This is a genomic window from Alteromonas sp. MB-3u-76, assembly GCF_002831605.1.
GTDB lineage: Bacteria > Pseudomonadota > Gammaproteobacteria > Enterobacterales > Alteromonadaceae > Alteromonas > Alteromonas hispanica.
In genome coordinates, this window is the sequence record NZ_CP025115.1 from 2,539,468 (window position 1) to 2,565,618 (window position 26,151).

22 protein-coding genes and 1 pseudogene are annotated in these 26,151 nt (G+C 43.1%); 8 read left to right on the forward strand and 15 right to left on the reverse strand.

The window, feature by feature from the left end:
- Positions 1-492: 492 nt before the first annotated feature.
- Together CW735_RS11310 and CW735_RS11315 are read left to right on the forward strand one after the other, a co-directional pair.
- On the forward strand, positions 493-867 hold the full coding sequence (locus CW735_RS11310; protein ID WP_100972180.1) for a TonB family protein: 375 nt from the start codon (positions 493-495) through the stop codon (positions 865-867).
- A 263-nt stretch (positions 868-1,130) separates the two neighbouring features.
- Positions 1,131-1,553: a DUF4019 domain-containing protein gene (locus CW735_RS11315; RefSeq protein WP_100972190.1), complete on the forward strand. Its 423-nt coding sequence runs from the start codon at positions 1,131-1,133 to the stop codon at positions 1,551-1,553.
- Between the two features lie 36 nt (positions 1,554-1,589).
- Here the strand turns inward: CW735_RS11315 and CW735_RS11320 are convergent, their stop codons facing one another.
- The gene (locus CW735_RS11320; protein ID WP_232368268.1) at positions 1,590-2,291 is read right to left on the reverse strand and encodes a serine hydrolase domain-containing protein; all 702 of its coding nucleotides are present in this window, start codon (positions 2,289-2,291) and stop codon (positions 1,590-1,592) included.
- Positions 2,292-2,403: 112 nt separating this feature from the next.
- Between CW735_RS11320 and CW735_RS11325 the strand changes: the two genes are divergently transcribed.
- Positions 2,404-3,360 carry an IS1595 family transposase gene (locus tag CW735_RS11325; RefSeq protein ID WP_157812624.1) on the forward strand — a complete coding sequence of 319 codons (957 nt, stop codon included), beginning with the start codon at positions 2,404-2,406 and terminating at the stop codon, positions 3,358-3,360.
- Here CW735_RS11325 and CW735_RS11330 read toward each other — a convergent pair.
- Positions 3,346-3,633, reverse strand: coding sequence for a hypothetical protein (locus CW735_RS11330; protein ID WP_100972194.1), 288 nt, complete (start codon positions 3,631-3,633; stop codon positions 3,346-3,348). The genes CW735_RS11325 and CW735_RS11330 overlap by 15 nt on opposite strands.
- A gap of 167 nt (positions 3,634-3,800) precedes the next feature.
- Entirely contained in the window at positions 3,801-4,160 is a 360-nt protein-coding gene (locus CW735_RS11335; RefSeq protein WP_100972196.1) for a hypothetical protein, read from the reverse strand.
- A 143-nt stretch (positions 4,161-4,303) separates the two neighbouring features.
- Between CW735_RS11335 and CW735_RS11340 the strand changes: the two genes are divergently transcribed.
- Entirely contained in the window at positions 4,304-5,470 is a 1,167-nt protein-coding gene (locus tag CW735_RS11340) for an iron-containing alcohol dehydrogenase (RefSeq protein ID WP_100972198.1), read from the forward strand.
- A 73-nt stretch (positions 5,471-5,543) separates the two neighbouring features.
- Here CW735_RS11340 and CW735_RS11345 read toward each other — a convergent pair whose 3' ends face one another.
- The 5 genes from CW735_RS11345 to CW735_RS11365 all read right to left on the reverse strand — a co-directional run bounded on the left by CW735_RS11345 (position 5,544) and on the right by CW735_RS11365 (position 10,542).
- Entirely contained in the window at positions 5,544-6,005 is a 462-nt protein-coding gene (locus tag CW735_RS11345) for a YaiI/YqxD family protein (RefSeq protein ID WP_071979059.1), read from the reverse strand.
- Positions 6,006-6,087: 82 nt separating this feature from the next.
- Positions 6,088-6,849 (reverse strand): SDR family oxidoreductase, encoded by a 762-nt coding sequence (locus tag CW735_RS11350; protein WP_100972201.1) that lies wholly within the window; start codon positions 6,847-6,849, stop codon positions 6,088-6,090.
- A gap of 52 nt (positions 6,850-6,901) precedes the next feature.
- The gene (locus tag CW735_RS11355; protein WP_100972203.1) at positions 6,902-7,669 is read right to left on the reverse strand and encodes an SDR family NAD(P)-dependent oxidoreductase; all 768 of its coding nucleotides are present in this window, start codon (positions 7,667-7,669) and stop codon (positions 6,902-6,904) included.
- A complete protein-coding gene (locus CW735_RS11360) occupies positions 7,666-8,673 on the reverse strand; it encodes an NADP-dependent oxidoreductase (RefSeq protein WP_100972205.1) in 1,008 nt (335 codons plus the stop codon). The genes CW735_RS11355 and CW735_RS11360 overlap by 4 nt, the downstream gene beginning before the upstream one ends.
- A gap of 66 nt (positions 8,674-8,739) precedes the next feature.
- Positions 8,740-10,542 (reverse strand): acyl-CoA dehydrogenase, encoded by a 1,803-nt coding sequence (locus tag CW735_RS11365; protein WP_100972207.1) that lies wholly within the window; start codon positions 10,540-10,542, stop codon positions 8,740-8,742.
- Positions 10,543-10,679: 137 nt separating this feature from the next.
- Here CW735_RS11365 and CW735_RS11370 point away from each other — a divergent pair, with 137 nt between their 5' ends.
- Both CW735_RS11370 and CW735_RS11375 read left to right on the forward strand, forming a co-directional pair.
- Complete coding sequence (locus CW735_RS11370; RefSeq protein ID WP_100972209.1) at positions 10,680-11,669, forward strand: GlxA family transcriptional regulator; 990 nt, start codon at positions 10,680-10,682, stop codon at positions 11,667-11,669.
- Positions 11,670-11,832: 163 nt separating this feature from the next.
- A complete protein-coding gene (locus CW735_RS11375) occupies positions 11,833-14,109 on the forward strand; it encodes a TonB-dependent receptor (RefSeq protein WP_100972211.1) in 2,277 nt (758 codons plus the stop codon).
- A gap of 112 nt (positions 14,110-14,221) precedes the next feature.
- On the opposite strand, the gene CW735_RS11380 is transcribed toward CW735_RS11375, so the two are convergent.
- The 5 genes and pseudogenes from CW735_RS11380 to CW735_RS11395 form a co-directional block, all read right to left on the reverse strand.
- Positions 14,222-14,578: a hypothetical protein gene (locus CW735_RS11380; RefSeq protein ID WP_071979066.1), complete on the reverse strand. Its 357-nt coding sequence runs from the start codon at positions 14,576-14,578 to the stop codon at positions 14,222-14,224.
- Positions 14,579-14,817: 239 nt separating this feature from the next.
- A complete protein-coding gene (locus tag CW735_RS20135) occupies positions 14,818-15,558 on the reverse strand; it encodes a prolyl oligopeptidase family serine peptidase (protein ID WP_442857510.1) in 741 nt (246 codons plus the stop codon).
- Positions 15,559-15,699: 141 nt separating this feature from the next.
- Positions 15,700-17,015, reverse strand: a pseudogene (locus CW735_RS20140) (S9 family peptidase); the annotation flags it as partial.
- A gap of 46 nt (positions 17,016-17,061) precedes the next feature.
- Positions 17,062-20,223 carry an efflux RND transporter permease subunit gene (locus CW735_RS11390; protein WP_100972213.1) on the reverse strand — a complete coding sequence of 1,054 codons (3,162 nt, stop codon included), beginning with the start codon at positions 20,221-20,223 and terminating at the stop codon, positions 17,062-17,064.
- The gene (locus tag CW735_RS11395; protein WP_100972215.1) at positions 20,223-21,464 is read right to left on the reverse strand and encodes an efflux RND transporter periplasmic adaptor subunit; all 1,242 of its coding nucleotides are present in this window, start codon (positions 21,462-21,464) and stop codon (positions 20,223-20,225) included. Before CW735_RS11395 ends, CW735_RS11390 begins: the two co-directional genes overlap by 1 nt.
- Before the next feature lie 311 nt (positions 21,465-21,775).
- Between CW735_RS11395 and CW735_RS11400 the strand changes: the two genes are divergently transcribed.
- On the forward strand, positions 21,776-22,084 hold the full coding sequence (locus CW735_RS11400; protein ID WP_100972217.1) for an isoamylase early set domain-containing protein: 309 nt from the start codon (positions 21,776-21,778) through the stop codon (positions 22,082-22,084).
- 107 nt (positions 22,085-22,191) lie between these two features.
- Here the strand turns inward: CW735_RS11400 and CW735_RS11405 are convergent, their stop codons facing one another.
- Positions 22,192-23,118: an electron transfer flavoprotein subunit alpha/FixB family protein gene (locus CW735_RS11405; protein ID WP_100972219.1), complete on the reverse strand. Its 927-nt coding sequence runs from the start codon at positions 23,116-23,118 to the stop codon at positions 22,192-22,194.
- Positions 23,115-23,867 (reverse strand): electron transfer flavoprotein subunit beta/FixA family protein, encoded by a 753-nt coding sequence (locus CW735_RS11410; protein ID WP_100972221.1) that lies wholly within the window; start codon positions 23,865-23,867, stop codon positions 23,115-23,117. Before CW735_RS11410 ends, CW735_RS11405 begins: the two co-directional genes overlap by 4 nt.
- A gap of 370 nt (positions 23,868-24,237) precedes the next feature.
- On the opposite strand from CW735_RS11410, the gene CW735_RS11415 reads away from it, so the two are divergent.
- Positions 24,238-25,887, forward strand: a complete 1,650-nt coding sequence (locus CW735_RS11415; RefSeq protein WP_100972224.1) for an electron transfer flavoprotein-ubiquinone oxidoreductase — start codon at positions 24,238-24,240, stop codon at positions 25,885-25,887.
- Positions 25,888-26,151 lie beyond the last annotated feature (264 nt).

The window sequence follows — 26,151 nt, forward strand, 5'->3', positions numbered from 1 at the left end:
CAAATTGCGTATCACAAACCATTAAAGGCACCTAACTTCCCGTTAATTGACAAATCAAATCGATTGATTACCATACAACTTATAGACTATGCGGAGATAGAAATGGATATCATCACTACAGGCACACTTGTCGTTATCTCTGTATGCTTAGGTATAGCGGCGATAATGATACTTGAGCCTAAATGGATTCAAATTAGCTACGTCACTTGGTCACGCCCTAAAAAACTAATATTCTCAACTGTATTATATTTGCCGCTAGTCTTTTTCTTAGAAGGCGTATGGCTTGTCCTATTGCCCACATTTGTATTTATGAGCTTTATAACGCTAGATAGGCAGAAACATTTTATTAGTTTCAAGCTACGCACCTAACAATCTTATTAACACTCGCGCTGCTCAATGGAACTCGCACACGCAGAACGACTTCGTCATTAGTGTTCATGTGGCTCGTTATCGAGGTTATTTAAAACTTAAGATTTGAAAATAAGGATATTAATGAAAAATGTTATTGTAATTATTGTTGCTACACTTCTTTTTGGCTGCGCTTCAACGCCAAACCTTTCGGCAGAGGCAGTGGAAGTTCAATCCGAAAATCTAAATCAATATTGGGAGATGAAATCACAATCTTTTAGTTTCTCATCGCCAATGAATGTAGCAAAACGACCCAAAGGCCATGTAAAGGTTAGGTATTTGATTGATTCTAACGGCGAGGTATTTAACCCAAAAATAGTGGAATCGGTACCTGAAGGCGTTTGGGATGACCAAGGGCTTAAAGCTGTCAAACATATGAATTATCAACCCTCAGATTCCAACACCAGTAGAAACCCTGTGTATACGACAACACAATTTCATTTTGGTATCAGCGAATAACACATCGGTAAGTCCGCTCTCCTCTCTCACAAGGCCCCGTGAAAAAGGAGAAAAAAAGGTCAAAACTTTCTACTAAAGAGTTGAAGTTTTAAACGCTTTTTGTTTACTATCATAACCGTCTACCCCCATAAACGGCGGATGGATATTAGTAACGTAATTCAGGGATGAAGTTGCGCAAATAACTCACATCAAGAATGCATTTATGGCATACCACCAACTTGAATTCGTATCTGTTTTGTATAGTAAAAATGGAATTTAACGCAATGAAAATAACACTTTTATCAATCGCACTTACTCTTTTTAGCTTTCAATTATTTGCTTTCGCATCGCAGACAAATTCACAGCCTGAATCTCTTGCAATTTCTCATGCAAAAACTTGGCTGCAAGTTATAGATGCGGGCAATTACTCCGAAAGCTGGGAAAAAGCCGCCCCTTTTTTTCAGTCTCAACTTTCTCAAGCTAATTGGGATTCTGCCCTAACCAAAGCGCGCTCGCCATTAGGTGCTGTAGTCTCCCGCATTAAACTGTCATCAAAAGCGTATTCTTCCCTACCCGGCGTAGACGATGGCGAGTATTTGATCATTCAGTTTCAAACTGACTTTAAAAATAAAAAGAACGTCACTGAAACACTTACTCTGAGCAAAACGGAAGAGACCTGGTTGCCTATCGGCTACTTTATTAGATAGGCCATTAAATATACATTCTGCCCTCGCTCTATTTAGCTAAATGGAGCGAATAATTTCAATTACTCGTTCGTAGAGAATATTGTTTAGAATAGCTAAATCGTTACCCGTGGTACTAACAAATTGAACAACAACCATATCCTCTTGTTCGAAATATCGCGCCACGCTTTGATAGCCAAGCACCCATCCCGTGTGGCCATATTGATAATTCGCACTATAGAGTTGAGCTTCATAATCACTGAAAAATGTACCCTCGTTCAACGCTCTTATAAATATTGCCAGCTCTTTCGCCGTAGAAACATAACCGTGCTCTAAATGACGTAAGTCGTCATCATAGCCAAGGTGATAACCGCTAACTAAGTGTTTTTTATCAACCTCATTTGTCGAAAAGTAAGTGTTCGATAGCCCTAAAGGCTTTAGTAGTGTGCGCTTTATATACTCACCATGAGGCGCTCCCGTTATCTGGGCTATTATTTTTTGCAGAAGAAAGTAATTGCTATTTGAGTATTGGTAATCGATGCCGGGTTTAAAGTTAGCTGGCTGGTCGTAAATTAGGTCGATAACGTCGATTTCTAACTCGCCCCAGTGAAAAAGTTCGTGATCTGTAAAATTTGGAATACCACTTCGATGTTGAAGCAACATTTGAACTGTAATTTGATCAGCGTTGGCTATACGACCTCTTGTTTCAGGTAAATAGTCTGATAAATATCCGCCGAGTTTCACCCTGCCCTCGCCAACCAATTTTATAATTGCAGCTGCGTCGTACAGTTTTGCGATACTGGCAATTTTAAATGGCTATGTTCTGCTAAATTGTTGCTATACTGTATATGAATACAGTTATTGAGGGTTGATCATGATCCCAGCACAATTTACAAAGCTTATAGCCGAGTTAGAACACTTAACAGATAGTCAAACCCGTTATGTTGAGAAGCTGCTGAAAGGCACTGATAGCGTCTCACAGTTGATAACAGAGCTTGAGGAGCGGATGGTTGAAAACCCTGAATGTCCGCACTGCCATAGCTCACTGATCAATCGGCACGGCAAGGTAAACAAGATGCAGCGTTATCGCTGCAAGAACTGCGGCAAAACCTTTGTAGCGACAACGGCGACACCGCTAGCTCGACTGAGGTACAAAGAGCTTTGGTTAGAATATATTCGCTGTATGCTGGACAGTAAGCCATTGCGTAAATGTGCCGAAGAATGTGGCCTCCACCTTGAAACATCGTTCAGGTGGCGGCACCGATTCTTGGCGCTACCATCAGCACTGAAAGCGAGCAAATTAGAAGGCATTATCGAGGCAGACGAAACACTTTTTCCCTACTCAGAGAAAGGCTCAAAACGGATGACTCGTCAGCCCCGTAAAAGAGGGGTGAAAGCGAAAAAACGAGGGCGTTCAAAGGATGATTGGGTGCCAGTTTTAACGGTCAGAGACCGAGCTAAGAGTACGTATGAAGCCGTTGTGCCAAGTGTTACATCGGAAGCTTTGCATCAGGAGCTAGCAGGAAAATTAGAGAAAGACAGTGTGTTGTGTAGTGATGGCTATAAGCCCTACATAGCTCTTTCTGAGAAAAATGATTTAATACACAAGCGCTTAGATGTGGCAGGAGGAATTAAGGTGATAGATAAAGTCTTTCACATTCAAAATGTTAACGCCTATCACAGCCGTCTGAAAGCGTGGATAAAACGGTTTAACGGAGTAGCCACAAAATACTTGGAACACTACCTGGGTTGGTTCAGGTTTATGGATAATCCAGAAAACCTTAACGAAAACAGGCTCTTTTCGATTCAACAACAGTTAATCCGAACATAGCCTTTTAAATAATGCATCGGAGTGAATTGGTGTTGGCGTATCGCGGTTTATATGGCCACTGGTATAAAAAACTGGTTCATGATCTTTTCTATCAACGTAGACCACTACACCGTCGATACCCTCGTCAATAAATTGATCTAACTCCTGCTGGAGAGTGCTAGGTAAAGGTTTTAAGTAGTACAAACCATATTGCCAAGGCGCAAAAAGATAAATACTGGTCAAAGTAACCAGCACGGCCATTGCTCTTAGAATATTAATGTTATGCGGTTTCATTATTTTATTATTTTCTTAGCTCGATAAACTGAGCAGGCTGACAGTATCCAGTTCTACAGTAACAGCTAAGTCACCTTATCAACGACAATTTATATCAACGACTACTTTTGAGTCTACTTTTATGGAGGGTTTCATTTAATCGTCACACATTTTGCTCTATTAACGCGCTATAAATAGCCAGCTTTTTCGTACGCTTTGTAACCCGCTTGAGTAAGCGTTTTCAGTTCATCAAAAAGCTCGGTATCTACTTTAGTAAAATTAAAACAAGATTTACCCTGCATGCGCTTTTTAAGGGCGGGCGAAATATCTTCTAGCAACTCAGGAAACACATACACGGGCATGAGATGGTAGCTCACGTAGCGCTTGCCTATCTTGCATGACCCAAAATACATGGGTTGGTTGTTTGGCATAACGTGATGAGTGTTTATATAAAAATGATCAGGCTCATCTGTCACAACGACTAAACTACAAGCGTAAGGAACAAGAATATGTTTTAGGGATAGAAATACGCGCTCAGAATGCTCCACTCTTTCTCTCCTTTATTGACTTTTTACATCGTTAAAATAGCTAGCCGTGCTAAGTCTTAAACAGAATAAGTCTTAAGTGCATTACAGACAATTGTTATGCTACTGTTAATGATATATTAAAAAACAATTTTAAGTAGACAATTATGGCAGTAGATATTCATTTACCCAGCATTATGAAAGTTGGTGGAGGAGCGATATCAGAGCTTCAAGATATGCTTCTTACTTTGGGAATAAAAAACCCCTGCATTATTGCAGATCCTGTAATGGTATCGTTGGGAAAAGTTGAAAGTATCACTTCAATGCTAGCATCCTATGCCAGTAACATCGAGGTCTTCAGCGATGTAATGCCAGAGCCAGATGATAAATCGATAAACGGCGCAGTGTCTCTGGTTAAACAAAGTCAGTGTGACGGCCTTATTGCTCTTGGAGGTGGTAGCGCTATTGATAGTGCAAAAGCTATTGCATTATTAGCGAGCCACGGGGGGCAAATGCGCGACTATAAAGTCCCCCAAGTAGTAACACAGCAAAGCATTCCTATTATTGCCATTCCCACCACTGCCGGTACAGGTTCAGAATGCACGCGCGTTACCGTAATAAGCGATTCTCAGTCGGCAGAAAAGATGCTTTGTATGGGGCCAGGCTTAATGCCGAAGGCGGCCATTTTAGATTATGAACTCACGCTATCTGTTCCCTATCGTGTAGCAGCAGATACGGGGTTAGACGCTTTAACCCATGCTATTGAGGCTTACGTTAGTAAAAAATCAAACCCCTTTAGCGACCAGCAGGCTATTGCCGCTATGCGGTTAATAGCTCCCAATATTATAAAAGCCTGTAAAACACCACAAGATAAAGCAGCCAAAGAGGCTATGATGCTAGGTGCAAGTTTGGCAGGTCTCGCATTTTCAAATGCGTCGGTAGCATTAGTGCATGGCATGAGCAGGCCTTTAGGCGTACATTTTCACGTACCTCATGGCATGAGTAACGCTATGCTTCTACCACTGGTTACTCAGTACTCATTAACAGGTAACTCAGAAAAATATGCCGAGGTGGCCCACTATCTTGGTTTAGTTGACGAGAGCAACATAACCAACATTGCTGACTCCCATGAGAGACTTATTGAATTTTTGCACCATCTAAATCAAGAGCTAGACGTACCTACTATGTCTTCGTTTGGTATACAAAAGGCGCCTTATGATGATATTATCGAATTGATGGCTACGCAAGCCATAGCTTCTGGCTCACCGGGTAACAACCCTAAAGTACCTGCACATGAAGAGCTCGTGCAACTTTATCGAGATGCTTATGCATAGCGGCTGCTGTGTAGCACGTTCATGCTGACGCTAAACAAAGGTTGCAAGCACATTGTAGATAAGTCGATTAAAGCTAGTTTTTTGCCGCTCTTATACCCTGCATAAGCAGTCTGTCGAGGGCGTTAGCAAAATTCTGTTTATCTCGTTGGGAAAATGCTTTGGGCCCGCCTGTGTGTTCTCCACTTGAGCGCATAGTCTCCATAAAGTCTCGCATGGTGAGTGCCGCGCGAATTGACGACTTATCAAATTCATCACCGCGAGTATTAAGCGCACTTGCACCTTTTGCGAGTATATCTGCCGCTAACGGTATATCGTTGGTGATGGCCAAGTCTCCCGCTTCAATTTTTTCGACAATGTAATCATCTGCCGCGTCAAATCCTGAGGGAACAACGGTAAGAGTTATGTGCTTGTCTGGCGGAACAGACATAGAATGGTTGGCAACTAAAGATAAAGGCAGACCTGTGCGTCGGGCTGCCTTAAAAAGTATTTCTTTTATTGCACCGGGACACGCATCTGCGTCTACCCATATATGCATAATTTTCTCTCTAACGTGGTTCTAACTTGCGCTATTGTACTTATTCGTGCATGACGTTGAGCTACGCACGCGTACAACAATTTTACGCAAGCATACCACCATCAACCACTACTGTCGTGCCTGTAGTATAACTAGACGCATCAGAAACAAGATATAGCACCGTGCCTGCCATCTCGTCAGGATCTGCCACTCTTCCAAGCGGAATTACCTTAAGCGCATGTTTTAAAATTTGCTCATTTGTTGTTAGTGCAGATGCAAACTTGGTATCTGTTAAGCCTGGTAGTAGAGCATTAACGCGTATGTTTAAGCTACCGCATTCTTTAGCAAACGACTTAGTCATACTAATCACTGCTGCTTTGGTAATTGAGTAAATACCCTGCATGTCGCCTGGCGTTACACCATTCACCGATGCGGTATTTAAAATTACACCGCCGCCCTGCTCTTTCATTATTTTGCCCGCTTCAATAGACATGAAAAAGTAGCCACGAATATTAACATCTACCGTTTTATTGTATGCGCCTAAGTCAGTATCGAGTATGTGACCAAAATAGGGGTTTGCAGCAGCGTTGTTTACCAGTATGTCTAGTTTTCCAAAATCTTGCTTAATAGTGGCAAACGCGTTAGTAATTTGGTCCATCTCCCCTACATGGCAAGCTAGTGCAGTCGCCTTGCCACCTGCATCTCGGATAGATGAAGCAACCGCTTCACAGCCATCTATTTTTCGGCTTGAAACGATAACATGTGCGCCGTACTGCGCCAGCAAGCGGGCAATAGACTCACCAATACCACGACTTGCACCTGTAACAAGTGCCACTTTTCCAGTTAAATCGAACAAATCTTTCATTGTTATAATCCTTATTTTTACATTCTGTGCTGTATTTTTTCTGTATTAATTTTTAAGCCAACATACCGCCATCAAGCACAACAGATTGACCGGTCATAAACGAAGACTCTTCGCTACACAACCATGCAATAGCATTGGCTATTTCTTCAGGCTTGCCTAAACGTTTCATTGGGTTAGCGCCAACCAAGCCTTTCTGGCCACGTTCATCTAACTTTGACAACACCCCTTGCACCATAGGTGTATCAACAAAACTTGGGCACACCGCGTTAATGCGAATATTCGCTCTTGCATATTCCACCGCCGCAGATTTAGTAAGACCGATGACACCATGTTTTGACGCACTGTAGGCACTGACCATAGGTGCAGAGCGCAGACCTGCCACCGAAGCAATATTAATTATATGACCACCACCATTTGCACTCATGTGTTTAAGTGCATTCTTCATGCAGTACCATACACCGGCAAGGTTTACCTGAATGTTTTTCATAAACATAGCGTCGTCCACTTCGGTAAGCGGTGCTGGAAAGTGGTCAATACCGGCATTGTTAATAACTACATCTACTTTTTCTTGATGGGAATATGCAGTATCGAACATTGCTTTCACTTGTTCTGGGTCTGTCACATCAACCGCAACCGAATATGCTTTACCACCTGCATTGGTTAACGTCTCAATAAGTGCTTTAGCGTTTTCTTCATTTAAGTCTGCAACACCAACCAGTGCACCGCGCTCACACAGCACTTTTGCAGACGCTGCGCCTATGCCTGAGCCACCGCCAGTGATGAGAATATGCTTACCTTGTACATTAGCCGCTACGTTCATGCGTTGTGCTCCACTTTTAATACGAGTTTTCCGAAGTTCTCTCCCTTAAACAGCATCATTAATGTGTCAGGGAAGTTTTCTAAACCTACTTCAACGTGCTCCTTTGCCTTAAGCTTTCCTTCGCCTATCCACGTTGCCATGTCTTTCGCTGCCATTGGGTACTCTTTTACATTATCGAATACCACAATTCCCTCCATGCGAGCTCTGTTAACAAGCAGTGACAAGTAGTTCGAAGGGCCTTTTACTGGTGTGGTATTGTTGTATTGACTGATTGCACCGCAAATAACTATGCGTGCACGAATGTTAATACGAGTTAGCACCACATCGAGAATGTCGCCCCCCACATTATCAAAGTACACATCAATGCCCTTGGGGCATGCCGCTTTTAAGGCTTTGGGTAAATCATCGGCTTTGTAATCTACCGCAGCATCAAAGCCTAATTCGTTAGTTAGGTAATCGCATTTGTCTTTTCCACCTGCTATCCCTACAACGCGACAGCCTTTTATTTTGGCGATTTGTCCAACCACAGTACCTACTGCACCTGCTGCGCCAGAAACAACAACAGTTTCACCAGGTTGAGGAAGTCCTGTTTTTAACAACCCGAAGTAAGCCGTCATTCCCGGCATGCCTAATACGCCCAAATAGCGTTCAAGTGGTGCTAAGTTAGGATCAACCTTGTGCACACCCTCTTCGCTTACCACTGCGTATTCTTGCACGCCGAAATGGCCGTAAACGTGGTCGCCCACTGCAAATTGAGAAGATTTTGATTCGATAACTTCCCCTACAGTGCCGGCGCGCATTACTTCACCAATTTGAACTGGCTCAATATAGCTTTTACCGTCATTCATCCAGCCACGCATGGCAGGGTCTAACGAAATATATTTGATTTTTACCGCTATTTGACCTTGCTCTACAACGGGCAAAGTGACCGTTGCAAAATGCCAATTCTCACTGGTTGGCTCGCCAACCGGACGTTTGGCCAACTGCCATTGTTTATATTCCATAAATCTGTTCTCTTTTGTGAATTACGTTTTCTCGTCCTACTAAGCGGTGGAGCTAAGGCCACAGCCCTAAAAATAGGACGCTTTTACGCTGTTGCACGTTGTATCTTGAGACGACAATACTTCGATGTCTCTTTGGACTAACGGTAATTCCCAGTTAAGAAAATACTCGGCTGCCGCAAGTTTACCTTCATAAAAGTCGACATCCTGCCCTGTTGCTCCTTGAACCAGAGCTTGCTCGGCAACATTAGCCTGACGTAACCATATCCAGCTCACCACACAGCTAGAAAACACATTAAGGAAGCAGCTTGCGTTAGTTAAAAGCACACTCTGTTTGTCTGAACGTAAATCTGCCCCAGCCTGCTGAATAAGTGCACCCAATTTGTCTAAATAGGGCTTAAGTTTGCCCGCGAGAGCCTGTGCACGAGGAGTCTCAGCCCGCTTCATGTCTGCAGTAACTCGTGCAAGTAGTGCTTGAAGCCCTTTGCCGTCGTGTTGCCACAACTTTCTACCAAGTAGATCGAGCGCCTGAATGCCGTTTGTCCCCTCGTGGATTGGGTTAAGGCGGTTATCGCGCCAGCATTGCTCAACAGGATACTCTCGGGTGTAGCCCGCTCCACCAAGCACTTGAATAGCAAGATCATTGGCTTTGGGCCCAAATTCAGATGGCCACGCTTTAAATACAGGTGTTAATAAATCGAGTAATTGAGACAACTCTGTGCGCTTATCTTTATCTTGCTCGGTTTCCATCTCATCAATCAGCATGCTGCCGTATAAACATAGCGACATGCCACCTTCACAATAAGATTTTTGCGCAAGCAGCATACGACGCACATCGCCATGATTGATAATAGGTGTAGGGTCGTCCTCTGGAGCAAGGTTTGGTGCTGCTCTGCCTTGAGTTCTATCTTTTGCGTAGTCTAGCGAGTAGCGATATCCTCTATAGCCAATCATAGCAGCACCATAACCCACACCAATTCGCGCTTCGTTCATCATCATAAACATGTAACGTAAACCTTGGTGCGGCTCACCAATAAGGTAACCGTGACAATCGTCGTTGTCGCCAAAGGTAAGCGCCGTTGATGTAGTACCGCGATAGCCCATTTTGTGAATTAGGCCAGCGAGTGACACATCGTTTCGCTCACTCGGGTTGCCTTCTGCGTCTAATCGGAACTTAGGCACTGCAATAAGTGATATCCCTTTAACGCCGGCTGGGCCACCAGGAATTTTTGCTAGTACCAAATGTACAATGTTGTCTGAAAGCTCGTGTTCGCCACCCGAAATATAAATTTTACTGCCCTTTACACGATAGGAACCATCTTCCTGTGGCTTAGCTGTGGTGCGAATATCTGCTAGTGCAGAGCCTGCATGGGGCTCGGTTAATGCCATTGTGCCGGTAAAGTCACCGGTAAGCATTTTGGGCAAAAACGCATTTTTGATATCGTCAGAAGCGAAGTGCTTTATCACGTTTGCCGCTGCGGCAGTTAAAAATGGATAGGATGTTGTAGATGGGTTTGCAGCAAGAAAATAGCCCGCACAGGCGTTCATTACGGTAACGGGTAATTGCATGCCGCCATCTTCATAGTCAAAGTGTCCAGCAATAAAGCCCGACTCGCGATAGGTATCAAAAGCAACTTTAACATCGTCAATCATGGTCACTTTTTTACCGTCGAAGGTAGGCTCATTTTTATCGGCAAGCGCGTTATGCGGTAAGAAAAGTTCTTCTGCCATTTTTTCTGCCATATCGACAACAGCATTGAATGTCTCAACGTTATGATCTTCAAAGCGCGGCTTTGAGCAAAGTGCTTCTGTGTCTAGCACTTCGTATAACTGAAATTGCATTTCTCTGCGGGGAATAATTTGATCGGCCATGTTCGTCTCCACGAATAATTGTTAACGCATTGTGTCATATTCGTTATCATGCCATTATTGTCATTAATGACACAATAATGGTCATAACTGCCATCAATCATCAAAACTAATTAGATAACATAAGCTGTATTATTTACATGAATGAAGCTCCCTTTACTGTCACCGTTTTTGGATTTAATCAGGCGCTCGCATCTGCCATCACAGGAGCTTTAGATGTATTTGCATTTGCAGGTATTAGTTGGCAGCGAATTCATAACCTGCCTACGTCTCAGAAATTTAAAGTGCAACTGGCCAGTGCTCATGGCCTTCCCTTTCACTGTTCTAATCAACTTACCCTTACGCCAAACATTGCCATTGAAGATGTCAGTCACACAGATATCCTCCTAATTCCAACCATTGGAGGTGATATCGACACTGTCCTAAGCGAAAATCAATCGCAGTTAGTTCATATAAAAAGGTTGCAGAAAGTGGGGGCAGATATTGCCGCCAATTGTACCGGAACGTTTTTGCTTGCAGAGTCAGGTTTACTCGATAATAAAGTCGCTACTACACATTGGGGCTATGCAGATAAATTCTCACAACGCTATCATCAAATAGATCTGCAACCGGATAAAATGGTAACCGAACAAGATAATATCTATTGTGCAGGTGGCGGTATGGCTTGGATAGATCTCGCTGTTTTGCTAATAGAACGTTACTGTGGTCATCAAATTGCCAGTGATACCGCAAAATCACACGTGCTCGATTTTTCAAGAACCAATCAGACAGCGTATGCAAGCAGCCGGCAGCGACATTTTCATTCAGATAAAGATATTATGGCAGTGCAGTCGTTCATAGAAGAAAATCTTTCTTACAGCATTACGGTAAACACCCTTGCGACAACCCATAATATGACTGAGCGCACGCTGAACAGACGTTTTAAACAAGCCTGTGGCACAACTCCAATACAGTATTTACAAGCCTTGCGTATAGAACAAGCCCGCAAATTATTGGAGACAACAGCTTTTTCAATAGAAAAAATCATTAACGCCGTGGGATACGAGGATTTGAGTTCGTTCACCCGATTATTCAAAAAAATAACAGGACTTTCTCCTTCTCAATACAGAACAAAATTCAAGCGAAATTGATGTTTTTCTTACCCCTTCGATTTTCGTAAATTCTTCAAAAAAACGTCAAAAACTACAGCATTGTCCCATAAATTTAGGTAAACTGCCGCCCGCTGCGCATTTCAAAAAAAACAATAAGCGCACAACACTACAAAGTAACTGACACAATCATCTTGGTGAAAACATGAGTTCATATAAAATCGCTTCATTGGCGTTAGCGGTAAGCGCTGCTTTTAGTACATCTGCACTTAGTCAAGAAACTACAACGACTGAAAAGAAAGAATCAGCACTTGAAAAAATTACTGTAACAGCACAAAAGCGTACGCAGTCTATTCAGGAAGTTCCTATTTCTGTTGCTACATTAAGCGGCGAGAAGTTCGAAAGCATTTTCTCAGGCGGCGAAGATATTCTTGCACTAGCTGTTCGCGTTCCGGGTCTTTACGCTGAATCATCAAATGGTCGCGTAGCACCACGTTTTTATATTCGTGGTTTAGGTAACACCGACTTCGACCTTGCCGCTTCACAACCTGTTTCTATTATCATGGATGAAGTGGTAATGGAAAACGTGGTTCTTAAAAGCTTCCCACTTTTTGACGTTCAACAAGTAGAAGTACTCCGCGGTCCACAAGGCACACTGTTCGGTCGTAACACCACTGCAGGTATTATTAAATTTGACACTGTTAAGCCAACTCAAGACCTTGAAGGTTATGCCAAAGCAGGCTTCGGCACTTTTGGTACAATGAACTTTGAGGGTGCTATCAGCGGAGGTTTAACCGACGACCTTTCTGCTCGGTTATCTGTTTTATCGCAAGATCGCGATGACTACATTGATAACGCATTCACGGGCGAAGATGATGCAATTGGTGGCTATGACGAAAAAGCATACCGTTTACAGCTTCTTTGGGAACCGTCTGCAGACTTTTCAGCACTTCTTAACGTGCATGGTCGCGACCTTGAAGGTACAGCGTCTATTTTCCGCGCTAACGTTTTCGACAAAGGTAGCAACGACTTAAACGCTAACTACGATCGTGAAACAGTATTCTACGACGGTGACCTTGAAGGTGACGGCATCGATAACAACCCACAAGCATACGAAGGTTTTGGTACATCACTTAAACTTGAATATGACATGGACACAGTGACGTTCACCTCTATTTCTGCATTAGAAACAGCAGAAGGTTCAAGCCTTGGTGACATTGATGGTGGCTTTAATAATGCAGACGGCACATCAGGCCCTGGCTTTATTCCTTTCTCTGCGGTAACTAAAGACGAGCTGAATGACCTTGAGCAATACACGCAAGAGTTCCGTATCTCTAGTAACACTAACGACCCTATGAACTGGCAACTAGGTGCATTCTATTACGATGCATCATTTAACGTTACCAGTATCGACGGTTTCTTCGGCGCTACAACGGTTTTCCACGAAAACCAAACCTGGGCACTATTTGGTCAAAGTTCTTACCAAGTAAACGAAAAGCTAAATGTAACCGCTGGTATTCGCTACACACACGATTCTAAGAGCCTTGCTGTGGGCGAGCAAAACGTAAACGGCTTTGCGTTGGTCATTGGCGCTGCTAGCGTTCAAGACTATGACGACGTTAATGTAAGTGACGGCCAAGCAAGCTACGAGCTAAGCGCAAACTACCGTATTACTGACGACATGTCTGTTTTCGCACGTTATGCCAACGGCTTTAGAGCTCAAACTATTCAAGGTCGTGACGTAGCATTTGAAGCCTCACCTTCTGTGGCAGACGCTGAAACCATTAATTCATTCGAAATTGGTTTTAAGTCTGACCTACTTGATGACTCTTTGCGCTTAAACGCGGCTGCTTTCTACTACACTGTTGACGATATGCAGTTCTCTGCTATTGGTGGTGGAAATAACTTCACTGCACTAGTAAACGCAGACCAAGGTGAAGCGTATGGTTTTGAAGTTGATGCCCAATGGCTTGCTACTGATGAGCTTAGCTTCACAGCAGGTTACAGCTACAATCACACAGAAATTAAAGACGACTCTCTAACTATTTCGCCTTGTGGTACAAACGCAGGTTCGGGCTTTACTGGCAACTGTACAGTGACCGACCCACGTCCTGATGGTTTTGTTGCGTCTATTGATGGCAATCCGTTCCCACAGGCGCCAGAGTCAATCTTTAACTTCACTGCTCGCTACGCCATTCCTATGGGCGACGACGGTGAGTTCTTCGTATTTACCGACTGGGCATTCCAAGGTGAAACCAACATCTTCTTATACGAAGCCGTTGAGTTTACTACCGACAATAACTTTGAAGGTGGCTTACGCGTAGGTTACGAAAACTTCGCTCATAACTACACAGTAGCCCTATTTGGTCGCAACATTACTGACGAAGATAACGTTAAAGGCGCTATCGACTTCAATAACCTGACCGGTATTGTTAACCAGCCTCGCATCTGGGGTGTAGAGTTTAAATACACGTATTACTAAGCCATTTATTAACAAATAGCTTTTTTATTAAATAGAAATGGTAGCCAGTTGGCTACCATTTTTATATATGGGGTTAAAATATTGGGCGGTTGTAATACCAATAGCTCAAAGATTATGCCGCTAGCTGAATATCTTGTTTACTTCGTTTTACTAACTGCTCTAACTTTCTGCATACCTTTACCCAACGCGCAACGCGTTGGTAGTAAACCTGCTCTATCAAATTACCCTTTTCATCAAACAAAAAACTTGCCAGCTTTCCCTTATGCGAAGGCAAATAGAAGTGGTGCACACTGAAGAATTGAGATAGAGGAGCATAGGCCACCTTTTGGTACATACAAAAAGGAAGGTTGTTTGCGCGCTCATCGCCACCGGTTAACCTTACCCGCCGTTGGAACTCGTTCACTCCTGGAGTAGATAAAATACCGTACTTTGCAATGAGTTGATCAACCGACTTATTACCTGTTTGCATATATTCTCTCCTAGCAGTTTGCGCTTCTTAAACTTGAACCACCGCTTACTGACAAATTTTTTTATAATCGAGCATTACCACCAAATTAACTCGAACCATTTTAAACCATACTGTTTATTTGCACAGTATAATACTGTTTGTTCAAAATGCAAACAAAAAAGCCGCTTTTAAAAAGCGGCTTTTATTAAGTTAAATTTTTACAAGCGGTATCTCACCCTGCATTTTTTAATACGTTAAACTTACTGTAATGCTGCCTCTAAAAATGCCCACTGCTCGGCATAGCCTTGAATACGCATCCAGGTTGGTGTACCTGCTCCGTGGCCCGCTCTTGTCTCTACCTTGAGTAAAATTGGGTTGTCGCAGCCTTGTGATGCTTGCAGCTGAGCTGCAAATTTATAACTATGCCAGGGCACAACCCTATCGTCGTGATCACCTGTTGTTATTAATGTGGCTGGATAGCATGTACCAGGGCGAGTGTTATGCAATGGTGAATATGCATAAAGGGCTTCAAACTGCTCTTTATCTTCGCTCAAACCATAGTCTGAAGACCATCCACGAGCATTGGCACTTGGAGTGTGATAGCGCAGCATGTCTAGCACACCTACCGCTGGTAAGGCCGCAGCGAACAAATCTGGTCGTTGGGTGATGACCGCACCAACCAATAGTCCTCCGTTTGAGGCGCCCTGTACCGCTAGTTTACCGCTCGATGTGTATCCCTTTTCAATCAGGAAATTTGCACCAGAAATAAAGTCATCAAATACGTTCTGCTTGTTTAATTTAGTACCCGCTTGATGCCATTTCTCACCGTACTCACCACCACCACGAATATTTGCTATTGCAAGCACGTTGCCCTGCTCTACCCACACCATATGAGATATAGAATAGCTAGGCAGAAGAGAAACATTGAAACCGCCATAACCGTACAATAGCGTTTTGTTACTTCCGTCTAATTTTATGCCTTTTTTGTGCACAATAAACATGGGTACGTTAGTGCCATCTTTACTGGTATAAAATACTTGCTTTGTTACGTAGTTATCGTAATTTATTCCCGTATCGATGGTTTTAAAAACCGTGCTTGTTCCGCTATCTAAATCATATTTAAAAACCTGCCCCGGATTAGTAAATCCAGTAACCTTGTAGAATGTTGAGCTGGCATTTTTACTGCCATTGAATCCTGACACGTTACCAACGTCTGAAAACGCCAGCTCTTTAAGCTTGTTTCCTTTGGTATCAAACACAACCACGTTAGCTTTTACATCTTTTAAGTACTGCACGAAAAGTTTACCGTCAAGCAGGGAGGCTTCGCGAAGCGTTGCATCGCTACTTTCGATAATTGTACTAATATCGATAACACCATTTTTGCTATCAGGGCTATCGTTTAGCGTTACCTGAATTACCTTACCAGTAGGCGCGTTTTGAGTAGATGAGAAGAAGAGTTTATTATCCTCTTCACCAATAAGTTCATACAAGCCATCCCATTTATCAAAAATAGGTAATAGAGGCCCCTGTTCAGTCAACGATTTTGCATAGACGCCATTCGACTCATATCCTTCAAACACAGAAATAAGCAGTGTTTCACCATCTTGTATAACCGCTGGATATGGCTCCCACGTTGGTTTATCGTCAAATTTAAAAACAAGTTTATCTTCGCGCTGTTCAGTACCTAATTGATGAAAGTAAATCGATACCGTTTTGCTATCGTCATACTCGCCGTTTTCATCTTTTGGATAGCGAGAATAGTAAAAACCCGTTTCGTCGGGCAGCCAAGCGATATTAGTAAACTTCACACCGCTTAAAATATCGTTAGTATCTTGCTTTGTGTTTACGTCACGTACGTGAACTGTGCTCCAGTCACTACCACCATCAGAAAGCATATAGGCAAGATAGCCTGCTTTAGGACTCACCTCGGTATACGCCATAGAAACTGTGCCATCATCACTTAAGGTGTTAGGGTCGATAAGTACTTCAAAGTTTCCTTCTCTTTTCTCTTCGCTCGACACATACATTACATACTGATTTTGTAGCCCATTATTGTAGGTATAAAATATCCTAGAGTTGACCATGAAAGGCGTAGAGTACTTTCGTAATCTCCCAGTGCAGTTAAGCGCTCTGTATAGCGTTCGTGAGAGGGTAACTCACTCAATAGCGGTTTCGCTAACGCATTTTGTGCATCAACCCACTCTTTCACTTCAGGCTCATTTTGAGCTTCTAACCAACGGTAAGGGTCGCTAACACTCACCCCGTGATAGTTATCAACCTGATCAACCGTTCTCGTAGCAGGGTAAGCCGATATAGCAGGGAGCACTGCACTTGAACTAGGGCGTGCTTCTTGTATGCTTGAACCTGACGCTTTTGAATCGCTTGCCGTATCGGTTTTATAAGCTGAATTACATGCAACAACAGCACTAGTAGCTAGTATCAGAACGAACGAACGCATTATTTTAGTTTTCAAATTACTCTCCTTAGAAACTCAAAACCTCACATCAGCCTGCATTTTCAATTTCAGAATTACTGCTTGTCGCGTTATTCATATCTTTACTTTTGTTTGTAAAGACCGTCTTTATATCGTTAAGAATTAAGTAAAGCGCTGGCACAAGAAGCAGTGTAATAACAGTAGCAAACAAAATACCAAACGCCAGTGAAATCGCCATGGGTATGACGAGCTGCGCCTGTAGGCTACGTTCAAATACAATTGGCATTAGCCCCATAAAGGTAGTGAGTGATGTAAGAATGATGGCCCTAAAACGCTGTGTACCGGCACTTATTGCAGCATCCATCAGTGATAGGCCCTCCCTTCTCGCTCGGTTTACAAAATCAACCATAATGAGGCTGTCGTTAACCACAACACCCGACAGCGCAATGATTCCGCAAATAGACAATACGCTGACGGCCATGCCAAGTACTAAGTGACCTACAATGGCACCTACTACACCAAAAGGTATCACCGACATAATGATAAGAGGCTGGCTATAAGAGCGAAGTGGAATAGCCAGCAGGGTGTATATGGCAAATAATGCAAACAGTAAGCCTTGCATAAAGCTAAACATAGCATCAGCCTGCTCTTTGGAGTTGCCCTGTAGTTTAAATTCAACGTTGGGATAGCGAGCAAGTAAGTCTGGCATAACATTGTCTATCACGTCATAGGTAACCTCTGACGGGTCCATTAGCGCCTTATCTACCACTCCGGTAATGGTTACTGAGCGTTTTCCGTCTACCCTTATGATTGAATCAAAGCCTTGCCCCAAACTAAAAGTTGCAACCTGTTCGAAGGGGATCTCTTGTCCGTTAGGCGCTCTTACGCGCATATTTTCAAGGTGCTCAATAGAGCTGCGTTCAGATTTTGGATAACGCACCATGACTTTGATTTCTTCATCATCGCGCTGGATACGCTGTACCTGAGCGCCGTAAAATCCAAAACGAACTTGTTGTCCTAACTGTTGAAGCGAAATTCCCAACGCATCTGCTTGTGGCTTAAGTGCCAGCTGTATTTCATCGCTACCACCAGAGAAGGTATCGTTGATGTCGGTAACACCTTCGTAGGTATCAAGAACTTCTTTTATTTCATCGGTAATGGCGCGAAGCGCATTAATATCGCTAGAGCTAAATTCGAAGCTTAGGTCGGCTCCCCCACCAGGGCCTCCTGGAGAGCTTATGCTAAAGGTTTTCACGCCTGGAATTTCAGGAATCTCTTCCCGCCAGCGCTCTTGAATATCAAAGTCTGAGAGACTGCGGGTTTCGCCTTTTGTTAGCTCAGCGAATATCTCACCGCCAAGGTTACCATTATTAAAGGTCATGGCATGTTTAATTACATTACCGCCGGTTTCCTCTGCCACTTTTTCATCCATTCGCTGCATTGCATCGCGAAGCGTGTCAAGAACACGGTCTCGCTGCGCAAGCGAAGAGCCAGGCTCTAATTCAAAACTTGCTGACATAAAGTCGCTTGGAATACTTGGGAAAAATACAAACCTGACAATACCACCGCCGAATAACCCGATGGTTAAGATGAGCATAGCTAAGAATATAGCCACGGTTGTGTAGCGATTTTTTACTGCTTTCGCTAAAAATGGCGCGTAAGTGTTATGGATAAACTTCTTAATGCCTTCGCTAAAAAAATCTCTAAAGCGTTGGAATTTATTAGCTTTTGCTGGGTCGTACGGCTTTAACTTCATATGCACCAAGTGCGCAGGCAAAATAAGCTTAGACTCAATGAGGGAGAAAATCAGGCATACAACAACCACCATGCCAATGGATTTCCATATAATACCAAAGGGTCCAGACACCATCAGCATTGGTGAAAATGCGGCAATAGTGGTTAAAACACCAAAGGTCGCAGGCATAGCTACTTTCTTAACACCTGCTATTACGTTGTCGGCGCTATGGCCCTTAGCGTCTATCTCCGAATAGGCCGATTCGCCCATAATAATAGCGTCATCTACTACAATTCCCAGAACAAGAATAAAGGCAAACAAACTTAACATGTTGATTGACACGCCAACCATATCAAGGGGCATTACTAGTAAGGTGCCTAAAAAGCACACTGGCAAACCTACAATCACCCAAAACGCCAGTTTAATTTTCAGAAACAGTGATAAGACCAAAAACACTAACAACGCACCGAAAAACATATTCTCCAGCATCATGTTCAATCTATCAGCGAGGTAAAAAGAACTGTCTCCCCAAGTGTCTGCTGTAATGTGCGCTGGAAATGTCTCTTTTTCTTTGTCGATATACCGATTAACTTGTTCAGAAATTTCTAAGGCATTTTGATCGCCCACTGCTCTTACGCGCAAACTTACTGCGTCTTTTCCATCAAACAGTGCATATTGATTGTTTTCAATAAAACCATCGTTGATATAGGCAACGTCGCCAAGTGTTACACGCGTGCCGTTGCTGTTTGATACCAGTATAATTTGTGAAAAGTCCCAACCGGTGTAGGCTTGTCCTTTGGTTCTTAGAAGAATATCGCCGTTTTCTGTGCGAATTGAACCGCCCGGCAAATCCACACTCGACTGACTAAGTCGGGCAACAACATCAGAAAAAGTAAGGTTGTACTTTTGTAAATCTGATTCAGACAACTCTATTGATATTTCGTAATCTCTGGCGCCCACAACTTGTACGCTTGAGATACCTGGTAGGTTAGCGATATCGTCGCGCAAGTCTTTTGCAAATTCTTTTAACTCACGCTCTGTGGCATCGCCGTATACTGAAACCCAAATGACGTCTTGTTGAATTTTTTGTCTGTAGATGACTGGTTTTTCAGTATCGGCAGGAAAACTAGGAATAGCATCAACCTGCACTTTTACTTCATCGAGGAGCGACTTAACGTCATAGCCTTCTTCAACTTGAATGCTAACTGTACCCATTCCCTCTACAGCAGTGGCATTGAGTTGTTTTATTCCCTCAAGCTCTTTCACAGCCTCTTCTATTTTTAGCAGCACGCCCTCTTCAACTTCTTGAGGCGCTGCCCCCAAATAAGGCACTCGAACATTGACGACATCTATTTCAAAACTGGGGAATACTTGTTTTTGTATGCTAAATGCGCTGAATAATCCTCCAACAATTAGTAGCCACATCAATAAATTTGATGCCACATTGTTGCGTGCAAACCACGCGATTAAACCGCTATTTGTATCTATGCGACTCATTAGTTGTCACCTTTAGAAGAATTAGCAGAATCGGAACCGATTTCTTTTGTATCTTTGCCTCGATCTGACGTAGCTTCTTCAGCCAGCTCAACCTCATCACCCGGCAGCCTTACCTTCATACCGTTATAGGGATTTGGAACCGCACTAGTAACTACCAATGCCCCCTCGCGCAATCCGCCATCTATATAAACTTCTTCTGCGGTTGTTCTGGTAACATCAACGGGCACAATTTCTATCTCTCGGTTTTCGTTTACCGTGAGTACCGTATTATCGAGGCGAAGAATATTTCGCGGTAAAGCAATTAATGCTTCTTTTTTACCTGACGTAATTTGAGCCTCAACAAATTGACCGAAGCGCAAAGGCGCATCGCGGTTTTCAATTAATTGATAAGGCTTTTCTACTTCTACTACAGCAAATACCACACGGCTTCCGGTGTCTAAAATACCTTCGGTTCTCACCAAGCGCCCTGTCCAAGTGCGCTTAATACCTCCTGCTATGGCTTGTAGGGTTACTTCACCGCCATCAGAAAATTGGTTTGCGATATCGATAAATCTGAGATCGCCATCGGTGATAGGCAACCTAACCTCTGCAGTATCGGTTGAATATATCATGCCGATAGGCGTTCCCATTGCAACGAACTGCCCCAAATCGATACTTCGTTCAACAACGATACCATTGTAAGGCGCTTTAATATTCGTGCGCTCAAGGTTACGCTTTGCGCGCTCTAACTTTGCTTCAGCGGCTTTAACATTCGCTTGCTCTTTTGCGAGTTGAGGCTTGCGTAAACCCAGCTCCGGCGGTGTTGAGTTTCGAACTGAGCGGTACTCCTGTTCCGCAACCTTACCCCGCGCAATCTCTTCTTGCAAAGCAGCTTGCGCTTGCGCAAGTTCGGCCTCGGCAAGTTTCACATCAGTTTTGTAATCTTCCTGTTCTAAAACCGCTAGTACGTCGCCCTTATTGAAGGTTCCGCCTACAACAAAGTTATCTGACAAGCTAACTACCTGCCCACTGACCTGTGCACTCAATGAAGTTTGATGTTTGGGAACCACGTTACCCTGAGACTCAACAACAAAGCTGATTGATTCGGAAGACACTTCTTTCGCGTCAACAAGGAAGGCCGGTATTTCAACAGGAACTTGTTCAGGCGGTTTCTTAGCACTTATCATTATTACAGCAGCAACGACGGCAACACACACTATGGCAAGTGGTATACCACTTTTTTTCAACACAGAGTCTTTCATTTACTATCCCTAGGAAAACTATTTTCAGGCTTTTGAATCAAGCCATTTTATTTATTATTTTGTAAATCCAAGTGTACTGATTTTTCGACGATTTTGCTCCATTTAGATTGTTAGATTTTATGTATTTCTTATAAAAACTTTCTCTTCCCCACTAATCAAAAGCAGTAAAAATCCAGCCCAGGTGACAAAAAGTATGATTGAAAAAGTTTCAAATATCGGTGATTATTTATTCGCTCAAGAGAGAATGAGCTTAGAAGAAATCAATTTCTTCTAAAAAATAATATTTTCGCTACGTTGAAGAGAAACACATCATGAGTCTTAAGAAACAATACCTTAAATCGAAGCCTGTGTGCAAAGTGACATTTCGACTGAATGCGGAAGCAGCAGGAGAAGCGAAAAACGCTGAGCTTTACGGTGATTTTACTGGTTGGGACGACAAACCCCTTTCAATGAAAAAGCTAAAAAGTGGAGACTTCACCCTTACCGTTAATCTAGAAAAAGATGCTGAATACCAATTCCGCTACCTTCTAGATGGCGAAACTTGGGAAAACGACTGGGAAGCTGACGCATACAAGCGCTCGCCCGTAAGTTTTGAAGAAAATTCAGTTGTTCGCGTTTAGGCCACGGCTAAAACACCTAAAAAAATAATTACAGATTCCCTACAAAAAGGGCTGCCTATTGGCAGCCCTTTTTATTTATCGCGTTGTTTCAAACGTCGATTTAATTTTTAAATCGCACCTTCCAATTCTGGGAGCACGTCAAACAAATCACCTACTAAGCCGTAATCGGCAACTTGGAAAATAGGCGCTTCTTCATCTTTGTTGATAGCAACAATAACTTTTGAGTCTTTCATACCAGCAAGATGTTGGATTGCACCAGATATACCTACCGCAATGTACAATTGAGGAGCAACAATTTTACCCGTCTGTCCAACTTGCATGTCGTTAGGTACAAAGCCAGCGTCAACCGCGGCGCGAGACGCGCCCATTGCTGCGCCCAGCTTATCTGCAATACCTTCAAGAAGTTTAAAGTTCTCGCCATTTTGCATTCCGCGCCCGCCAGAAATTACCACTTCAGCAGCAGTTAACTCTGGGCGCTCTGACTCTGTCAGCTCTTCTGAAACAAAATCTGACTTATCGTTCGCTTTAACTACGTCGATACCAGCAACGTCGGCACTGTTGCCAGTTGGCGCAGCATCAAAAGAGGCCGCACGCACTGTGATAACCTTTGTTGCGTCGCTTGATTGTACTGTAGCTATAGCATTACCCGCATAAATTGGACGGATGAAAGTGTCTTCACTTTCCACGCCAATAATATCCGAAATTTGCGCAACATCTAATAAAGCTGCAACACGAGGCATAAAGTTTTTACCCGTCGTCGTTGCTGCTGCAATCACGTGTGAATAATCGCCAGATAGTTCTAAAACTAAGTCAGCAACATTTTCTGCTAACTGGTATTTATAAACAGCGTTATCGGCAAGCAATACTTTGGTAACGCCATCTACTTGCGCCGCTGCATCAGCAACAGCCTGACAGCCTTCACCAGCAACCAATACATGAATGTCGCCACCCATTTGCTTTGCAGCGTGTACAAGCTTGTTAGTTTCGGTTTTTAGGCTCGCATTGTCGTGTTCTGCGTATACAAGTACTGTCATGAGATCACCTTCGCTTCATTTTTAAGTTTGTCTACTAACTCGGCAACGTCTGCTACTTTAATACCGCCCTCGCGCTGAGGTGGAGGCGTTACTTTAAGTACTTTCACATTAGACGCCAATTCGACGCCAAAATCTGCTGCAGCTTTCACGTCTAGTGGCTTGCGTTTCGCTTTCATAATATTTGGAAGCGATGCATAGCGAGGTTCATTCAGGCGCAAATCGGTAGTAACAACTGCTGGGAGAGAAAGTGCAATTGTTTGAAGGCCGCCGTCGATTTCACGGGTAACATTCACCTTCTCGCCATCAACAGCAACCTCAGATGCGAATGTTCCTTGAGGCATGCCGGTTAATGCCGCGAGCATTTGTCCAGTCTGATTGTTGTCAGAGTCGATACTCTGCTTACCTAAGATAACAAGTTGAGGTGCTTCTTCTTCGACCACTTTCGCTAGAAGCTTAGCAACTTGCAATGAATCAAGGTTTTGGTCGGTGTCTATTTGAATACCGCGATCAGCACCGAGTGCTAGCGCAGTACGAATTTGTTCTTGGCAGCTCTTGTCACCTATTGAGACAACAACAATTTCAGTGGCTACGCCTTTTTCTTTAAGTCTAACCGCTTCTTCAACCGCTATTTCGCAAAATGGGTTTATGGCCATTTTTGCATTTGTAAGGTCTACGCCAGATTCGTCGGCCTTCACTCTTACCTTAACGTTGTAATCGATCGCGCGTTTGACCGGTACGAGTATTTTCATAATTACCTCAATTATAGAGTTCGTCGGTGTCTATTACGTTTCACTAATAATTATCTATTAAAAATTAAAAACGTATTACTTCACCACGCTTTTTGAAACTTTAATACGTGTTTTACGTTAAAAAAGAAACCGTGGAACGTCCGTTTTTACAAGGCTAGCTTGAAAAAGACGTTAACACTACGTTTACGATCACATAAAATGCGTTTTCACTTAACGTTAACGTAAACTGCTGTGCAATGTACTTACTGTTGACGTAAACGTCAACCTAGATTACCTTGCAGAACGACATTTAATTTACATGTTTTTGACACAAAGCATTATTTGTTTCATCAATAGTGCACTATAAAAATACAAACATAAGGAGCCTCCCGTGGAACGAGAATCGATGGAGTTTGACGTAGTCATCGTCGGTGCCGGCCCAGCTGGATTATCAACTGCTTGCAAGCTAATGCAGCTTGCCAACGAGAACGACCAAGAACTGATGGTTTGCGTAGTCGAAAAAGGCTCCGAGGTGGGTGCACATATTCTCTCCGGCGCCGTTTTTGAACCTCGCGCTATTAATGAACTGTTTCCTGATTGGAAGGAAAAGGGTGCACCGCTCAACACCCCAGTTACCGAAGACCACATTTATCTTTTAAATGATGAGAACTCGGCTAAAAAGCTACCCAACGGTATTACACCTAAAACTATGCACAACGACGGTAATTACATTGTGTCTATGGGTAATGTTTGTCGATGGCTTGCAGAACAAGCCGAACAGCTAGGTGTTGAAGTATTCCCTGGCTTTGCGGCTGCAGATGTTATCTATAACGAAGACGGCAGTGTTGGCGGTGTTATTACCGGCGATATGGGAGTTGGTGAAAATGGTGAGCAAAAAGATGGCTACATGCCAGGTATGGAGCTAAGAGCAAAGTACACTGTTTTCGCAGAGGGCTGCAGAGGACACCTCGGCAAAGAGCTCATTTCTAAATTCAACTTGGATAAAGACAGCTCCCCGCAGCACTATGCAATAGGCTTTAAAGAAATTTGGGATATAGACCCAGCGAAACACCAGCCTGGACTCGTTGTTCACAGCGCAGGGTGGCCACTCGATGAGGCTACTGGCGGAAGCTATATGTATCACGCCGAAGATAATCAGGTGTTCGTGGGGCTCATTGTAGATTTAAATTACGACAATCCGTATCTAAGTCCATTTGACGAATTCCAAAGACTTAAACATCACCCTGTCTTTAAGCAATATTTGGAAGGCGGTAAAAGGGTATCTTATGGTGCTCGCGCAATTGCAAAAGGCGGTTTTAACTCATTACCTAAAATGACCTTCCCAGGTGGTTTGCTGGTTGGATGTAACGCAGGTACTCTCAATTTTGCAAAAATTAAGGGTAATCATACTGCGATGAAGTCGGGCATGCTTGCAGCAGAAAGCATTTTTGAGGCGATTCAGAAAAACAGCGAATCTCCGGTAAAAGAGCTAAATAGCTTCACCGAGAAATTTAAATCTTCTTGGGTTTACGACGAACTGTTCCGTTCTCGAAACTTTGGTCCTGCTATTCATAAGCTGGGTAATTTCTGGGGTGGTGCATTCAATACCCTAGAGCAAAACTTCTTCAACGGTAATTTATTCTTTACCATGAAAGATGAGCATAAAGATTATGCTCAGTTAAAAGAAGCGAGTAACACGCAGGAAATTAATTACCCCAAACCCGATGGCGTACTAAGCTTTGATAAACTCTCTTCTGTATTCTTATCTAACACGAATCATGAAGAAGATCAGCCCTGTCATTTACAGTTAAAAGATCCTTCAATTCCTATCCAAATAAACTTACCGAAATATGCGGAGCCTGCTCAGCGTTACTGCCCTGCCGGCGTTTATGAAGTAATTGAGGATGAGGGTGAAAAGCGTTTTCAAATTAACGCACAAAACTGCGTACACTGTAAAACGTGTGACATCAAGGATCCTAGTCAAAACATTAGATGGGTAGTACCAGAAGGTGCAGGTGGACCAAATTACCCCAATATGTAAAGGCTGAAATATGCATGGGTGGCTTTAGTCTTTGTTTGAATGAAAGCCACTATTGCTTAACAAACGAAATAGCAATAAAAGTGGGCAGCTTTTTTATAAGCGCCCGCTTTTTTTAATCAATACCATTGCGCATAGATACTTACCCACTCAGCGAAACTTAAAATGTTCGTAATCGCAGCGTGTTACCGCAGGTATAGTGGTTTTACATCAAGGTGACACGACAAAATGTACGGACATTTTAAGACCAAATTTGCACGCTGAATT

Coding starts and splice junctions, on each gene's coding strand:
- CW735_RS11310 (WP_100972180.1), top strand. CDS start 493: ATGAAAAATGTTATTGTAATTATTGTTGCTACACTTCTTTTTGGCTGC.
- CW735_RS11315 (WP_100972190.1), top strand. CDS start 1,131: ATGAAAATAACACTTTTATCAATCGCACTTACTCTTTTTAGCTTTCAA.
- CW735_RS11325 (WP_157812624.1), top strand. CDS start 2,404: ATGATCCCAGCACAATTTACAAAGCTTATAGCCGAGTTAGAACACTTA.
- CW735_RS11330 (WP_100972194.1), bottom strand. CDS start 3,633: ATGAAACCGCATAACATTAATATTCTAAGAGCAATGGCCGTGCTGGTT.
- CW735_RS11340 (WP_100972198.1), top strand. CDS start 4,304: ATGGCAGTAGATATTCATTTACCCAGCATTATGAAAGTTGGTGGAGGA.
- CW735_RS11345 (WP_071979059.1), bottom strand. CDS start 6,005: ATGCATATATGGGTAGACGCAGATGCGTGTCCCGGTGCAATAAAAGAA.
- CW735_RS11350 (WP_100972201.1), bottom strand. CDS start 6,849: ATGAAAGATTTGTTCGATTTAACTGGAAAAGTGGCACTTGTTACAGGT.
- CW735_RS11355 (WP_100972203.1), bottom strand. CDS start 7,669: ATGAACGTAGCGGCTAATGTACAAGGTAAGCATATTCTCATCACTGGC.
- CW735_RS11360 (WP_100972205.1), bottom strand. CDS start 8,673: ATGGAATATAAACAATGGCAGTTGGCCAAACGTCCGGTTGGCGAGCCA.
- CW735_RS11365 (WP_100972207.1), bottom strand. CDS start 10,542: ATGGCCGATCAAATTATTCCCCGCAGAGAAATGCAATTTCAGTTATAC.
- CW735_RS11370 (WP_100972209.1), top strand. CDS start 10,680: ATGAATGAAGCTCCCTTTACTGTCACCGTTTTTGGATTTAATCAGGCG.
- CW735_RS11375 (WP_100972211.1), top strand. CDS start 11,833: ATGAGTTCATATAAAATCGCTTCATTGGCGTTAGCGGTAAGCGCTGCT.
- CW735_RS11380 (WP_071979066.1), bottom strand. CDS start 14,578: ATGCAAACAGGTAATAAGTCGGTTGATCAACTCATTGCAAAGTACGGT.
- CW735_RS20135 (WP_442857510.1), bottom strand. CDS start 15,558: ATGTTTATTGTGCACAAAAAAGGCATAAAATTAGACGGAAGTAACAAA.
- CW735_RS11390 (WP_100972213.1), bottom strand. CDS start 20,223: ATGAGTCGCATAGATACAAATAGCGGTTTAATCGCGTGGTTTGCACGC.
- CW735_RS11395 (WP_100972215.1), bottom strand. CDS start 21,464: ATGAAAGACTCTGTGTTGAAAAAAAGTGGTATACCACTTGCCATAGTG.
- CW735_RS11400 (WP_100972217.1), top strand. CDS start 21,776: ATGAGTCTTAAGAAACAATACCTTAAATCGAAGCCTGTGTGCAAAGTG.
- CW735_RS11405 (WP_100972219.1), bottom strand. CDS start 23,118: ATGACAGTACTTGTATACGCAGAACACGACAATGCGAGCCTAAAAACC.
- CW735_RS11410 (WP_100972221.1), bottom strand. CDS start 23,867: ATGAAAATACTCGTACCGGTCAAACGCGCGATCGATTACAACGTTAAG.